The following is a 13,661-nucleotide window of genomic DNA, read 5'->3' as shown; positions in this document are numbered from 1 at the left end:
GCCGTCCTGACCCGGACCAACCCGCGGGCAGCGGTCGTGGCGCGGCTCACAGTCGGTAGTGGAACTGCAGCAGGCCGTAGCCCGAGCCGGGGCCGCCGCCGCCCAGGCCGAGCAGCTGGACCCGGCCCATCAGCACCAGCTCCATGTGGGCCTTGGGGAAGAAGTGCAGGTTGACCTCGGCGGTGTCGCGATCGAGCTTGGGCACCTTGACGTCCTCGTCGTAGTGGCCGAGGCCGACGTCGAGCATGTAGCTGCGCGCCGGGAACCAGGACGTCAGCACGTACGCGACCACCTGGTTGCGCGACGAGCCGGCGTCGAACGACTGGTGGACCAGCTGGGCCTCGCCCGACAGCAGCACGGCGGGCCCGTCGAGCCACAGCTTGCCGGTGACGCCGCCCTCGGTGCGGACGTCGGCGTCGCCGTTGGCGTAGCGGGCCTCGGCGCCGACGGCGATCTTGCCGAACCGCTTCTCGGCGTAGAGCGCGGCGCCGTCGGCGTCCTCGACCGACGCCCGCAAACGATCGTGCGCGAACCCGGTGACGTGGACCTCGGCGCCGGGCGTGACCCAGCCGACCGACGCGCCGTAGGTCTCGGCGAACAGGGGCGTGCCGCCGAACCGGCGGGTGTAGGCGGTGTGCTCGGCCAGGCGCAGGCCGTAGGTCGGCATGAACCGACCGACCCGGCCGTACCAGCCCTCATCGCCCTGGCGCCACTGCACGTAGTGCTGACGCGCCAGGATCGCCGTCAGCGGCTCGCCCTCGCGCGGCAACGTCACGCCGAGATCGGCGACCACGCTCAGCGCGCCCTTGTCGGCCTGGGCGTGGGTCTCGAACTGCATCGGGAACGCCGCGCCGCCGAGGCCGGCGCCGCGATCCGAGGCCCCGGCCGCGAACCGGACGTCGCCGCCGAGGTGCAGCCACTCGGGCAGCTCGGTGGCGCCGTGCAGGAACGTCGGATCGCCGCCCCACTTGGCGTCGTCCTCGTCGGTGAGCTCGCCGTTGCCGTTGAGCAGCCCGCCGCCGGTCGGCGACAGGTGGCACGCGCTGCAGGTCTGCTCGCGCGACAGCTGGTACTGGGGGTAGGCGTGGGCGACCGCGGCGGTGGCCGCGAGCGCGATGGCGATGATGGCGGCGCGCATCAGCGTGCGGCTCCGGCGATGATCCAGCGCTCGATCAGGGCGATGTCGGCGTCGGGCATCGGGCTGTCGACCGGCATGCGCTTCTCGCCGCTGGTGGTCAGGATGAACAGCAGCTCCGAGTCGTTCGGGTCCACGGTCTGGGGCGCGAGCGCCCGGCTGTCGAAGGTGTCCTGCGCGGCCGCGAGGCTCGAGAAGTCCAGGCCCTCGGCCGCGGTCTGGGCGCTGTGGCAGGTCGCGGTCGCGCACGACGGCTCGAGGATGGCCTTGACGATGTACGGGAACTCTGCCGGCCGCTCGTCGGTGTCAGCGGCGCACCCGCCGGCCGCGAGCGCGGCGGTGAGCGAGAGAAGAATCGACAGTCGCATGGCGTACTCCTTGGCGCGCTCGCACCTGCGAGCCCCCGAGGTGTAGCAGGGACCACCGGGATCGACAGGGCCGGCGGCGGATCAACCGCGCGCGGCCGGGGCCGTTGACAGCCCGCGCGCGCGCCGGTACAGAGGCGAGGCAAGGAGCGAACAACAGACGACGACGCAGATCAACCACGCGATGGGTGACGGGAAGCCGGTGTGAATCCGGCACAGCCCCCGCTACTGTGACCGAGGACGAACGCGGCACGACTTGCCACCGGGACACCGGGAAGGCGCCGCAAGTAGGACGAATCGGGAGTCAGGAGACCGGCCCTTCGCACAACCTTCGGGGTGCAAGGGCCGTGCTGCGCGGTCGTGTGCCCCCGTCACGCGGGGTGACACATGCGACGACTGAGCACGAGCACCGGGACGATCTCTCTCTTCGTGGGACTGGCGCTGGCGGCCGCAGGGTGCGGCGACAACAACGACCTCGGCGGGCCCGACGCGGGCGCCCCCGACGCGAGCGCCGCCGGCCCCACCGCCTACGCGGTGTCCGGCGACTTCGCGACCACCGGCGTGTTCAGCGCCATCGACGTGGCCGCGGGCACGGTGCGCGCCAACGCGCTGGCCGGCGTCGCCGGCGGCGATCCGTTCCTGCGCCGGATCGGCGACGAGGTCATGATCGTCAACCGCGACCGCGGCGAGAACGTCACCGTGCTCGGCGGCGCGCCGCTGGCGCTGGTCGATCAGTACGGCACCGGCGGCGGCTCGAACCCCCAGGACGTGGCCGCGGCCAACGGCAAGCTGTACGTGCCGGCGCTGGGCGGCGCCGGCGTGGTCGTGATCGACCGCGCGACCCGCGCGCTCACGACGATCGCGATCGCGGGCGATCCCGACGGCAAGCCCGACTGCGTCTCGGCCTACGCGGTCGGCGCGCAGGTGGTCGTGGTGTGCGGGCTGCTCGACGGCACGTTCACCCCCCGCGGCCCCGGCCTGGTCGCGGTGATCGACAGCGCCACTGACACCGTGACCACCACGTTTCCGCTGGCCGACCAGAACCCGGTCGGGCTGCTGGTGCGCGCGCCCGGCGACGGCGACCTGCTGATCGGCACCGCGCCGTCGTTCTCGGACTTCACGACCGGGTGCATCGCGCGGGTGACGCCGGGGCCGACGCCGCACGCCAGCGGCTGCCTGGTGACCAACGCCGCGCTCGGCGGCCTGGCCAACCACCTCGACGTCGCGCCCGACGGCTCGGCGATCTGGGTCGCGGTCACCGGCTTCACGCCCGACTTCTCGAGCCAGTTCGGGCGCCTGCACGCGCTCGATCTCACGACCGGGGCGCCGCGGGCGGTGACCTCGAAGATGACCCAGCGCATCGACGACGTCGCCGCGTGCGCCGACGGCTACGTGATCGGCGCCGACGGCACGATGGGCGCCAGCGGCGTGCGGATCTGGAAGGACGGCGTCGAGACCACGACCGCCGCGCTCGACATCGGCCGGCCGACCGGCTTCGGCAACAACCTGATCTGTCGCTGACGGCCGGCGCGCGCGCGGGTCACGGCGACCGCCGCGCTCGCGCTCGGCCGGCCGACCGGCGTCGGCGACGACCCGTGCCGTCGGTGACGCGGGCGCGCGCGCGGGTCACGGCGTCGGCAGCGGCGCTCGCGCTCGGCCGCTCGACCGGCGTCGGCGACGACCCGTGCCGTCGGTGACGCGGGCGCGCGCGCCGGTCACGGCGTCGGCTTGGCCGGCGCGGTGCGCTGTCGGAACGGCCGCGCCTGCTTGATGATCAGCTGGCGCCCGGGCAAGAGCTTCCACTCGACGTCGGCGACCGAGCCCGGGTAGCGCACCCGGATGCGCGCGCTGATGTCGGTGAGGTAGCCGGCCAGCTCGTCGAGCTCGGCGTCGGTGAGGATCGCGTCAGCGACCGGCCAGTCGACCGCCCACGGCATCAGCGACGAGCGCGTGATCACCTCGTACTCGGGCTCCTCGTACCAGGTGTAGTAGAGGATCTGCTCGGGCGTGGCGGCGCCGGTCGGGTTGGTCACCGACACCTCGCCGAGCTGGCTGTTGATGTAGAACGCCGGGCGCAGGTCGGAGAACTGGTTGAGCGTCAGCGCGACGCCGTTGGCCAGCTCGTCCTCTTGCGCCGGGTGCACCAGGATCGCCATGCGGACCTCGCGCTGATCGACCCGGTAGAACTCGCGCTCGACGAACGCCTGCGGGTTCCAGACCGAGGCCCAGACGGTCTTGATCGCGTTGGCCAGGCCGACGTCGCCGTCGCCGATCTCGGCGCCGACCGAGGTGTAGAGCCCGGCGCCGGTGAACTCGGCCAGATCCTCGACGTTGGTCGACGACCGGAACCGCAGGTGGGTGGTGTCGGTCCAGCGCGCGCGCAAGAGCGGCACCAGCGCGGTCAGGAGGTCGGGATCGATCGGCGCGGTGTAGAGCTGCCAGCGGATCGCGAACAGGCGCTGCTCGAGCTGGGCCTGATCGACCGCGCCGGCGGCGTAGTCGACCAGGAGCGCGTCGATCAGCGGCTGCACGCCGGCGCTGGCCAGGTGCCGGGCGTAGTGCGCGAACGGGATCGCCAGCGGCCGGTCGGGCAGCGGCAGGTCGTGGCCGGTGCCGACCCCGACCGTGTACAGCTCGCCCAGGTTGGCGGCCTTGGCGCCGATCTGGATCACGTTGGCGACGGTGGTGCGGGTGACGTCGAACATCGGCAGGGTCACCGAGTCGTGGCGCGGCAGCTGGGGCGTGCTCGGGCGCAGCGAGTCCCAGTAGGCCTGGGCCGCGACCGGATCGCCGGCGGCGATCGTGAAGTCCTGGGCGCCGACCTCGAGCCGCACCAGCTGATCGGCGAACCCGCGCAGGCGCGGATCGTCCCAGGCGTCGCGCAGGCCCATGTTGGGCGTGCCGCGGGTCTGCGCCAGCACCGCGACGTGGGCCAGCGGGGTCTGGAACTCGGCGGTGATGATGCCGGCGACCATCGCGACGTCGTTGGGCACCCGATCGAGCACGACCAGATCGGTCGGGGCCAGCGGCACGCCGTCGAGCGCGGCGGTCTTGCGGAACCGCAGCACGCCGTAGGCGACGCCGGGGTTGAGCGGCTGGTAGGTCTGGCCGCGGAAGACGTCGTCGGTGGCGACCGTCGGGATGCGGTCGCGCAGCTCGGGCAGGTGGCGCTCCTGCTCGGCCGAGACCGCGCGGTAGCGCAGGTCGTCGCCGTCGAAGATGCCGTCGCGGACGCGCTCGAACGCGGCGATGATCATGGCGGCGTCGGCGGTGTCGCCGGCCGCGAGCTCGTAGGTCAGGAGGTCCTGATCGACGTAGCGCACCAGCTTGCCGAGGATGAAGCGGCGGTTGGCGCGGCGGTAGTTGAGCAGGTTGAAGTCGGCGAGCGACCCGACCGCGGTCTTGCCGGGCAGCTCGAGGTGCGCGGTCGCGTAGTGGTAGTGGAGCGGGTACTTGACGCTGTCGATGAAGTGCAGCGCGTCGCCGTCCTCGCGGTCGATGATGACCAGGATGGTCTCGGTGCGGGCGAACACCGAGTCGTCCTTGGTGGTGGCCTGGGCGGCGAAGTCGGTGGCGCAGCCGATCCGGGGGATGGCGTCGGCCCGGGCCCCGGCCGCGAGCTCGCAGGTCGGCGTGTCGGCGCAGCCGGCGGCGCCGGCGACCGCCGCGGACAGGACCACGGCGAGCAGCGCGCGGGTCGGGCTCACGGCAGCACCGCGGGGTTGGCGGCGCCGGCCGAGGGCGCGACCGCGAAGAACAGGCCGCCGCCGTCGGGCACCCGCGCCAGCGCCACGTCGGCCGGCTCGGCCGGGCCGCGCGGGTACAGGAACAGCACGCCGTCGCCGATGCCGCCGGCGGTCGTGACCAGGTGGACCTGATCGGCGACGCCCAGCTTGAAGGGCGCGTGCAGCGGATCGATCGGGGTGTCGGTCGGCAGCGGCGTGCCGTCGAGCAGGATCACGCGGTACGCGCCGGGCGCGAGCGGCAGCGGCGGGCACGGCGCCGGCGGCAGCACGCCGCCCAGCGGCAGGTAGTGATCGAGGCGATCGGCGGCGTCGGTGAGGAAGTACCCGCACAGATCGATCGGCGTGGCGCCGCGGTTGTGCAGCTCGACCCAGTCGCTGCCGACGCCGCGCGGGGCGACCTCGTTGATCACCAGATCGCCGGTGGGCTCGCTGCCCTGGCCGACCTGGGCGTCGAGGCCCGCGTCGACGCCGGCGTCGACGGCGCCGCCGGGATCGTCGCAGGCGGCGAGCGCGAGGCACAAGGCAGCGAGGCGACGCATGGTTCGACCCGAGGAGTCAGCAACCATCGTGCCACGACTAACTGGGCGCAGCGCCAGGACCGTCCGGCGCGGAGCCTCAGAAATCTGGGATCCGGGTGGGCGCAGGTCGCAGATCGGCGCGGGCCGGGAACACGCGCCGCCGCCTGGAGGTAAGGTCGCGCCCACCAAGGAGGACTCCATGCGCATGCACCGACTCGGCCGCACCGGCCTGTACGTGTCCGAGCTGTGCCTCGGCACCATGACCTACGGCGGCAAGGGCTTCTGGGAGGTGATCGGCAAGCTCGGCCTCGACGCCGTCGCCGGTCAGCTCCGCACGGCGATCGACGCCGGCGTCAACTTCCTCGACACCGCCGACGTCTACCACGAGGGCGAGAGCGAGCGGCTGGTCGGCGAGGCGGTGCGCCGGCTCGGCGTGCGTCGCAGCGACCTGGTGATCGCGACCAAGGTCCGCGGGCGGGTCGGGCCGGGGCCCAACGACGTCGGCCTGTCGCGCGCGCACATCCTCGACGCGATCGACGGCTCGCTCGGGCGGCTGGGCATGGATCACGTCGACCTGTACCAGATCCACGGCGTCGATCCGGTGACGCCGCTCGAGGAGACCATCGGCGCGCTGGCCGACGTCGTGCGCGCCGGCAAGGTCCGCTACGTCGGCTTCTGCAACCTGCCGGCGTGGATGGCGATGAAGGCGCTGGCGATCGCCGACCGCGCCGGGCTGCCGCGGTTCGTGTCGGCCCAGGTCTTCTACACGATCGCCAGCCGCGACATCGAGCGCGAGCTGGTGCCGCTGTGCCGGGCCGAGGGCCTCGGGATCATGCCGTGGTCGCCGCTGGCCGGCGGGCTGCTGACCGGCAAGTTCACCGAGGGCGCGGCCGGCCCCGAGGGCGCGCGCCGGACCGCGTTCGACTTCCCGCTGGTCGACAAGCCGCGCGCGTTCGCGTGCGTCGAGGCGATGCGGCCGATCGCGGCGGCCCACGACGTGTCGATCGCGCAGATCGCGCTGGCCTACCTGCTGCACAAGCCGGCGGTGACCAGCGTGATCATCGGCGCGCGCACCGACGCGCAGCTGGCCGACAACCTGGCCGCGACCAAGGTCCGGCTGGCGGCCGACGAGCTGGCCGCCCTCGACAAGGTCAGCGCGCTGCCGCCCGAGTATCCCGGTTGGATGACCGAGTTCCAAGAGCGCGATCGCTTCCTCGACGGCATGGACCGCTGAGCGCGGCGACCATCCGAGATCGCGTCCGGAGTGAAGGCGCGGCGCGTGGTTGGCGCGGGCGATCGGCGGCGTGGCGGGATCGGCGTTGACAGGGGCGCGTGCGATAGCTGAACGTATGATCAGGCGCACGCGCGCGGACCCGTCATGAGCAGCTATCTAGACGCCAAGGACTTCGTCGACCGCGCGCGCGCGCGCTCGAGCGCGGCCGCCGCCGCGCGGGTGATCTCGCTCGACGACGTGCGCGCGGCCAGCGCGAGCCCGGCCGGCCCGCGCTGGCAGCTCGACGATCTCACCGGGCGGCTCACCGAGCTGTCGGGCGTCGGCGCGGTCGCGTCGCTCACCGCCGCCACCGCGCTCCTGCTCGAGGCCCAGGGCCGCGGCGAGCCGTGCGCGTGGATCGTCCTGCCGGGCGCGTGCTTCTTCCCGCCCGATCTCGCCGACAGCGGCGTCGATCTCGACGCGCTGGTGGTCGTGCGCACGCGCGACACGCTGACCCTGGCGCGCGCGGCCGACACGCTCCTGCGCTCGGGCAGCTTCGGGCTGATCGTCCTCGAGCTGGGCGCCGCCGGCGAGCTGCCGACGGCGACCCAGGGTCGGCTGGTCAGCCTGGCCCAGCGCCACGACGCCGCGCTGATCGCGATCACCGAGCGGTCGCGCGACGCGGCGTCGCTGGGCTCGATCGTGTCGCTGCGCGCCGAGGCGGTGCGCGAGCGCGTGCGCGGCGGCGGCTTCCAGGTGGCGGTGCGCGCGCTCAAGGACAAGCGCCGCGGCCCCGGCTGGAGCCAGGCGGTCGCGGTCGTGCCGCCGGCCGGGCTGCGGTAGCGCCGTGCGGGTCGCGTGCGTCGATCTGCCGGCGCTGCCGCTGCAGCTCCTGTGGCGGCGCGAGCCGACCTGGCGGGCCGAGCCGACCGTGGTCGTCGACGAGGATCGCCCGCAGGGGCTGGTGCGCTGGGCGTGCGAGCGGGCGCGCGCGCACGGCGTGCTGCCGGGCCAGCGCTACGCCCACGCGCTGGCGCTGACCGGCGCGCTGCGGGCCGGCGTGGTGCCGCCCGAGGAGCTGGCCGCGGCGATCGACGCGCTCGCGCGCCGGCTGCACGGGTGCTCGCCCGAGGTCACGCGCGGCGACGACGCCGACGACGCGCTCGGCACGTTCTGGCTCGGCGGCGCCGGGCTCGGCTCGATCTATCCGTCGGCGTCGGCGTGGGGCCGGGCGGTCGCGGCCGAGCTGGCGGCGGTCGAGCTGCTCGGCGTGGTCGTCGTCGGGTTCTCGCGGTTCGCGACCTGCGCGCTGGCGCGGGCGCTGGGCGACGGGCTGGTCGACGGCGGCGGCGCGCGCGCGGTGGTGGTGCGCGTGTTCGCGTGCGACGCCGACGAGCGGGCCGCGGTGCGGGCCGTGCCGCTCGATCGGATCGGCATCGCGCCGCGCCTGCGCGACCAGCTGGCGCGCCTGGGCGTGACCACGCTCGGCCAGATGGTGCGCCTGCCCGGCGGCGGCGTGCTCGAGCGGTTCGGCGCGGCCGCGCACCGGCTGTACGCGCTGGCCGCGGGCGAGGGCTGGGATCCGCTCGCGCCCGAGCCGCCGCCCGAGGCGCTCGACGAGCGGGTCTTCCTCGACGAGCCCGAGGTCGACGCCGAGCGGCTGGTGTTCGCGACCAAGGCCGCGCTCGATCGGCTGCTGGCGCGGCTGGCGAGCCAGCGGCGCGCGCTGACCGCGCTGTCGCTCGAGTGGAACCTCCAGCTCGGGGTCGGGCGCCACGAGCGCCGGGTCGACTGCGTCAAGCCGGCGGCGCCGACGCTCGACGGGCGCGCGCTCCTGGGCCTGGTGCGGCTGCGGCTCGAGCACCAGCCGCCGGTCGCCGGCGTCGTCGCGATCCGGGTGTGGGCCGACGACGTCGCCGCGACCCGCGAGCAGCTGGCGCTGTTCGCCGAGCGGCCGCGCCGCGATCTGCGCGCCGCCGAGACCGCGCTGGCGCGGCTGCGGGCCGAGCTGGGCGACGACGCGGTGGTGCGGCCGGTGCTGCGCGACGCCCACCTGCCCGAGGCCCAGTACGGCTGGGTCCGGATCGATCGCATGATCGCGCCGCGCCCGCGCCGCGATCAGCCGGTGGTGCTGGTGCGGCGGGTGCTGGTGCGGCCGCGGCTGTTGCCGCCGCAGTCGCCGCGCGTGCGCGACGACGGCTGGGTGCTGTCGGGGCTCGAGCACGGCACCGTCACGAACATCGTCGGGCCGTACGTGGTCAGCGGCGGCTGGTGGGCCGGCGGCGGCGACGACGGCGGCGTGACCGGCGTGCACCGCGAGTACCACTTCGCCGAGACCCGCCGCGGCGACTGCCTGTGGCTGTTCCACGACCCCGCGCGCCGGCGTTGGTTCCTGCACGGCGCGATCGGCTGAGCTGCAGCGGGGGCGGTCGCCGAACCCAGGCCGGTGCAGGAGGGCTCCGAGGTCGGCGGTGCTGATCCAGCCAGGTCGGCGTCTCGAGGGGCACGCCTCGATCGGACCACCTGTGACGCGAGACGCCCGGCGCGCGGGCCGGTGCTCGACCGGGACGTGACGAGCGCTGGGCTCGGCGGCGCGCCGGGCGCCGGCCCGCGCGTCACGGCCGGCAGGCCTCGAGGTCGGGGTCGGCCAGGCGCGGGTCGTCGATCAGCACGTTGTCGTGCTCGGTGGTGCGCGCGGACGCGCCGATGGTCAGGTTCTTGTAGTTGCTGTTGAACACCAGGTTGAAGCGGACCTCGGTGTCGCGGATCAGCTCGCCGTTCTCCGACTGCAGCTCGATGCCGTGATCGGCGCGGCCGACGACGTTGTGCTCGATGATCAGGTCGGCGCCGCCGTCGACGTAGATGCCGTCCGACGACTCGTCGCCGACCGGGTACCCGCAGTTGCCGCGGGTGCAGTACGGCCAGTAGTTGGACGCGTCGAGCACGACGTTGTCGGCCACCAGCCCGTTCGAGGTGGTCTCGTCGGGGCGCTGCTCGTAGCCGATGATGTCGATCGCGATGTTGTCGACGTCGTGGACGTAGTTGTTGGTGACCCGGAAGGCCTCGACCAGGCCGTTGACCACCAGGATCTCGCTGGTGCCGGCGTAGACGTCGTGGAGCTCGTTGCCGTCGATCGTCAGGACGCCGATGCGGTGGCCCTGGGACTGGGCGATGATGCCGTGCCCGTCGTACGCGCAGGTCGGCTGCTCGAGGACGCCGGGGCCGATGTCGTGGATCAGGTTGCCGAGCAGCTGCACGTGCGAGATGTCGTCGGTCGTGGTCGCGACCTGGATGCCGTAGGTGTCGGCCAGGCCGGCCCGCTGGTGGTCCGCGATCTCGAGGCCGGCCACCACCACCCAGCTGGCGTCGATGTCGATGACCGCGTCGGCGCTCGGGTCCCCGACCACCCGCGGTCGGGCGCCCGGCATCGCGGCGAACACCACCCAGGCGCCGTCGGCGCCGCCGCGGTCGATCCGGACGCCGCCCTGGTAGTCGCCGCTGGCGTCGAGCCACACCGTCGTGTCGGGCTCGACCACCTCGGCCGCGTGGCGCAGGGTCTGCCACGGCGCCGCGGCCGAGCCGTCGTCGCCGTCGTCGCCGGTGGCCGCCGACACGTAGCGCTGCGCCGTCGTCGCGGGCAGGGCCGGCGGGCGCGCCGCCCGGGCCGCCCCCAGCGCGCGGAACGCGGCGTCGTCCCAGGTGGCGGCGGTCGTCGGATCGATGCGATCGGCCGGCGGTCGATACGGGGCGTCGAAGCTGATCGGGTCGCGGACCGGTCCCGCGTCGCCGCTGCACGCGGCGGTGGCGAGCAGCGCGATCACGGCGGCGCGACGGGTGGGCGACACGGGCGAGGTTGGCGTCATGGGAGTGTACGCCGCAACCGCGGCCGATCGCGATCACGCCTTCGTCGCGAGCCGCGCGCGGCCCGTGATCTCGCCCACCTACGTCGGCCTCGGTCCTACGACGAGAAGATCGCGTGGACCCCGTCGACCGACTCGGGGCCGTAGCCGACCGCGCCCACCGGGACCGCGCCGCCGATCGCGTCGAGCACGCGCGCGGTCCCGATCGGGCCGAACCCGCCGCACACCTCGATGAGCTGCGCGCCATCGGCGACCAGGCCCGGCGCGAGCCGCACCGCGGTCGCGACATCGGGGACGCCGACCAGCACGGTCCGGCACTGCGGGGTCTCGACGACCGAGACCACGCCTTCGGGCGGCGCCCCCGGCGCGGTGTAGAGGAACGCCCAGTGGCGGAGCGGCATGGTGGCGCATCATAGCGCCTGGTCGTGGCGGCGCTCGAGCGCGGTCAGAACGATCCGCCGAACCGGACCAGCGGCACCGCCGCGGCGCCGGCGTCGTCGTAGGCCAGCACCGCCGGGTCGACGATCTGCGCGACCAGCGCGCCGATCGCGAGGCCCACGACCGTGGGGTAGAGGCACCCGCCGCGGCCCTTGCCGTCGGTGCACGTCGCGGATCCCGCCAGCGCCCCGAGGCCGGGGCCGAGCAGCCGCGCGCCGAGGCTGAGCCCGGCGCGGTTCCACTCGTCGTGGGCCATGTGGACGATCGGCCCGCCGGCGATGTAGACGATCACGCCGGCCAGGACCGCGCCGCCGTGGTTGCGGCCGGCGACGATCGCGGCGTCGGCCGCGGCGTCGGCCGGGATGATCTGCCACCCGTACCAGCGCGCGGCGTCGGCGCGGGCCTCGTCGACGCTGGCCGTGAGCATGAACAAGGCCGCGACAGCGGCCAGCGTGCGCATCATCGCGGCAGCCTACCGCATCGGCGAGGCCACCCGCGGCGACCCCGGGACAGATGCACGGGGCGAAGATGTCGGCCGGGCGGCGCGCATGCCCCAGCAACCCACCGATCACCTCGCGGCGCCGATCAGCCCGCGGCCCGCCGCCGGTACTCGATCACCAGCTGCGGGTCCCAGGCGCCGTCGTCGACGCTGCGCTGCCACTCCCAGCGCAGCGCGTCGGCGGTGACGTCGAGGAACACCATCCGCATCTGGACGCGGTGGCCGCCCTGGTCGCGCGGCTCGCCGTAGAGCGTCATCGCGCCGTCCTCGACGGCGCCGGTGAACGCCAGGAAGCCGCCCTGGTCGTCGACCCAGGTCTGGCGCCAGGCGCCGAGCGCGGGCTGCCACATCGAGTAGCTGCGCCCGGCCCACGGCGTGCCGGGGCCGTCGGCCTCGAAGTGCTCGGCGATCACGCAGCCGCCGAGGATGGCCTCGACCCGCTGGGTGGCGTGGGCCTCGGCCCAGGGGCCGTCGGGCGCGGCCCGGGTCTTCACCACCAGCGCCCAGTCACCGATCCAGAAGTCGAGCTGACGGTGCTCGGGGGCCGCGCACGCGACGGCGACGCTGGTCGGCGGCGTCGGCGCCGGCGGCGTGGCGGGTGCGGTGGATGGGACGGGCGCGGCGGCGGTCGCGCACGCCGCCAGCGCGAGCGCGGGCAGGACACGGAGGGCGAGCATGCCGCCACGATACGGCCGAACCGGCCAGGTGCGCGGCGCGCCGGTCGCGCCGTCGCTGGCGCGTTCGATCCGCGCACGGCGGAGGTGCTGCGCGCGGGCATCGAGGTGTCGCGGTCGGTGTCGCGGTCGGGCGCGCGGCGCTCACGGGCAGGCGTCATCGCCGCCGCGGTCGGGCGCGCGGTCGAGCCGCGCCGCCGCGCGGGCCGGGGCCGTGGCCGGACCGGCGTCGGCCCAGGTCGGCCGTCCGGTTTTCGGACCAAGAGCGCCGCGGCCGACGGCGGTCGCTACGGGCAGGGCATGCCGCGGTCGGTGCCCTCGATCTGCCAGCCGACGCAGGTCCCGTTCGAGTGCATCGTCAGGGTGTCGCGGCCCTTGAGCGTGAAGTCCATCGTCTGACGGTTGGTCGTGCGATCGATCGAGACCCGGCCCGACGCCAGCGCGCCGCCGGCGCCGGTGAGCTCGAGCCCGCTGTTGGTGAGCGCGCAGCGCGGGTTGTTGGGGTCGGTGCAGTGGTAGTACAGGTCCGAGCGGATGGTCAGGCCGAACGAGGTCACCGTCAGATCGGCGTCCCACGTGGTCAGGCCGTCGGCCCGGCGCAGGCTGCCGTCGAAGATCTGGGTCGCCTGGGCGTCGCCGAACGACAGCTGCTGGAACGTGTAGAGCGTGTCGTCGCTGTAGCGGTAGTCGAGCTGATCCCAGCCGAGCGGGTTCTCGGCGGTGGCGGTGCCCTCGACGCGCACGCCGTCGGCGCGGGTGCAGCCGCCGGTGATCGTCGCGACCGTGCCGGCGACGGTGATGGCCGGGCACGGATCTGGGTCGAAGGTGTCGCCGAACTGACCGATGACCGACTCGGCCGAGAACATGTCGACGCCGCCGGCGGCGTTGATCAGCCGGGTGATCTCGAGATCGGTGCGATCGGCGAACACCAGCGTCGGCTCGACGTCGGTGCTGCCGCCGTCGCTACCGCCGCAGGCGATGACGACCAGCAGCGGTGCAGCCAGCCACGGACGGGCAGTGATCATCCTCATGCGTCCTCCCAGGACGCGATGGTAGCAGTCGCCGTGCCGGCGCGAGCGCGGCGTCGGTTCGCGGGGTTGGCCGTGTCCCGGCCGCCGAGCGTGACCGCGCGTTCACGCGGCGTCGAGGTGGCACGTGCGACCACCGCACGGTCGCGGCCGGTCGCTGGCTTGCGCGATCGCGGCGACCCTGG

At 74.4% G+C, this 13,661-nt stretch carries 13 protein-coding genes and 1 riboswitch; of the genes, 4 read left to right on the top strand and 9 right to left on the bottom strand.

What is annotated here, in order from left to right; translation table 11 throughout:
- Nucleotides 1-46 precede the first annotated feature (46 nt).
- Nucleotides 47-1,138 carry a hypothetical protein gene (locus IPL61_37295; protein MBK9036848.1) on the bottom strand — a complete coding sequence of 364 codons (1,092 nt, stop codon included), beginning with the start codon at nucleotides 1,136-1,138 and terminating at the stop codon, nucleotides 47-49.
- The gene (locus IPL61_37290; GenBank protein ID MBK9036847.1) at nucleotides 1,138-1,503 is read right to left on the bottom strand and encodes a hypothetical protein; all 366 of its coding nucleotides are present in this window, start codon (nucleotides 1,501-1,503) and stop codon (nucleotides 1,138-1,140) included. Before IPL61_37290 ends, IPL61_37295 begins: the two co-directional genes overlap by 1 nt.
- Before the next feature lie 166 nt (nucleotides 1,504-1,669).
- Nucleotides 1,670-1,836: riboswitch (cobalamin riboswitch) on the top strand.
- A 93-nt stretch (nucleotides 1,837-1,929) separates the two neighbouring features.
- Between IPL61_37290 and IPL61_37285 the strand changes: the two genes are divergently transcribed.
- On the top strand, nucleotides 1,930-3,021 hold the full coding sequence (locus IPL61_37285; protein MBK9036846.1) for a hypothetical protein: 1,092 nt from the start codon (nucleotides 1,930-1,932) through the stop codon (nucleotides 3,019-3,021).
- Between the two features lie 194 nt (nucleotides 3,022-3,215).
- On the opposite strand, the gene IPL61_37280 is transcribed toward IPL61_37285, so the two are convergent.
- Together IPL61_37280 and IPL61_37275 are read right to left on the bottom strand one after the other, a co-directional pair.
- Entirely contained in the window at nucleotides 3,216-5,207 is a 1,992-nt protein-coding gene (locus IPL61_37280; GenBank protein MBK9036845.1) for a hypothetical protein, read from the bottom strand.
- Nucleotides 5,204-5,785, bottom strand: coding sequence for a lamin tail domain-containing protein (locus IPL61_37275; protein MBK9036844.1), 582 nt, complete (start codon nucleotides 5,783-5,785; stop codon nucleotides 5,204-5,206). Before IPL61_37275 ends, IPL61_37280 begins: the two co-directional genes overlap by 4 nt.
- A 178-nt stretch (nucleotides 5,786-5,963) precedes the next feature.
- On the opposite strand from IPL61_37275, the gene IPL61_37270 reads away from it, so the two are divergent.
- The 3 genes from IPL61_37270 (at nucleotide 5,964) to IPL61_37260 (ending at nucleotide 9,390) form a co-directional block, all read left to right on the top strand.
- Nucleotides 5,964-6,998 (top strand): aldo/keto reductase, encoded by a 1,035-nt coding sequence (locus IPL61_37270; protein MBK9036843.1) that lies wholly within the window; start codon nucleotides 5,964-5,966, stop codon nucleotides 6,996-6,998.
- Nucleotides 6,999-7,142: 144 nt separating this feature from the next.
- Entirely contained in the window at nucleotides 7,143-7,820 is a 678-nt protein-coding gene (locus IPL61_37265; GenBank protein ID MBK9036842.1) for a recombinase A, read from the top strand.
- 4 nt (nucleotides 7,821-7,824) lie between these two features.
- Entirely contained in the window at nucleotides 7,825-9,390 is a 1,566-nt protein-coding gene (locus IPL61_37260; protein MBK9036841.1) for a DNA polymerase Y family protein, read from the top strand.
- Between the two features lie 202 nt (nucleotides 9,391-9,592).
- Here IPL61_37260 and IPL61_37255 read toward each other — a convergent pair whose 3' ends face one another.
- The 5 genes from IPL61_37255 to IPL61_37235 all read right to left on the bottom strand — a co-directional run bounded on the left by IPL61_37255 (nucleotide 9,593) and on the right by IPL61_37235 (nucleotide 13,473).
- Complete coding sequence (locus tag IPL61_37255) at nucleotides 9,593-10,822, bottom strand: right-handed parallel beta-helix repeat-containing protein (protein ID MBK9036840.1); 1,230 nt, start codon at nucleotides 10,820-10,822, stop codon at nucleotides 9,593-9,595.
- Between the two features lie 113 nt (nucleotides 10,823-10,935).
- Nucleotides 10,936-11,238 (bottom strand): hypothetical protein, encoded by a 303-nt coding sequence (locus tag IPL61_37250; protein ID MBK9036839.1) that lies wholly within the window; start codon nucleotides 11,236-11,238, stop codon nucleotides 10,936-10,938.
- Nucleotides 11,239-11,282: 44 nt separating this feature from the next.
- Nucleotides 11,283-11,738 (bottom strand): hypothetical protein, encoded by a 456-nt coding sequence (locus IPL61_37245; protein MBK9036838.1) that lies wholly within the window; start codon nucleotides 11,736-11,738, stop codon nucleotides 11,283-11,285.
- Between the two features lie 122 nt (nucleotides 11,739-11,860).
- Nucleotides 11,861-12,451 carry a DUF1579 family protein gene (locus IPL61_37240; GenBank protein MBK9036837.1) on the bottom strand — a complete coding sequence of 197 codons (591 nt, stop codon included), beginning with the start codon at nucleotides 12,449-12,451 and terminating at the stop codon, nucleotides 11,861-11,863.
- Between the two features lie 284 nt (nucleotides 12,452-12,735).
- A complete protein-coding gene (locus IPL61_37235; GenBank protein ID MBK9036836.1) occupies nucleotides 12,736-13,473 on the bottom strand; it encodes a hypothetical protein in 738 nt (245 codons plus the stop codon).
- Nucleotides 13,474-13,661 lie beyond the last annotated feature (188 nt).

Source organism: Myxococcales bacterium (assembly GCA_016717005.1).
GTDB lineage: Bacteria > Myxococcota_A > Polyangia > Haliangiales > Haliangiaceae > UBA2376.
The sequence above is the reverse complement of the archived record's forward strand: the minus strand, read 5'-3'. Positions and strand labels throughout refer to the sequence as shown.

What these genes read in the sequence shown, in the direction of transcription:
- IPL61_37290 (MBK9036847.1), bottom strand. Translation starts at nt 1,503, where the DNA reads ATGCGACTGTCGATTCTTCTCTCGCTCACCGCCGCGCTCGCGGCCGGC.
- IPL61_37250 (MBK9036839.1), bottom strand. Translation starts at nt 11,238, where the DNA reads ATGCCGCTCCGCCACTGGGCGTTCCTCTACACCGCGCCGGGGGCGCCG.
- IPL61_37240 (MBK9036837.1), bottom strand. Translation starts at nt 12,451, where the DNA reads ATGCTCGCCCTCCGTGTCCTGCCCGCGCTCGCGCTGGCGGCGTGCGCG.
- IPL61_37235 (MBK9036836.1), bottom strand. Translation starts at nt 13,473, where the DNA reads ATGATCACTGCCCGTCCGTGGCTGGCTGCACCGCTGCTGGTCGTCATC.
- IPL61_37270 (MBK9036843.1), top strand. Translation starts at nt 5,964, where the DNA reads ATGCGCATGCACCGACTCGGCCGCACCGGCCTGTACGTGTCCGAGCTG.
- IPL61_37265 (MBK9036842.1), top strand. Translation starts at nt 7,143, where the DNA reads ATGAGCAGCTATCTAGACGCCAAGGACTTCGTCGACCGCGCGCGCGCG.
- IPL61_37295 (MBK9036848.1), bottom strand. Translation starts at nt 1,138, where the DNA reads ATGCGCGCCGCCATCATCGCCATCGCGCTCGCGGCCACCGCCGCGGTC.
- IPL61_37245 (MBK9036838.1), bottom strand. Translation starts at nt 11,738, where the DNA reads ATGATGCGCACGCTGGCCGCTGTCGCGGCCTTGTTCATGCTCACGGCC.
- IPL61_37275 (MBK9036844.1), bottom strand. Translation starts at nt 5,785, where the DNA reads ATGCGTCGCCTCGCTGCCTTGTGCCTCGCGCTCGCCGCCTGCGACGAT.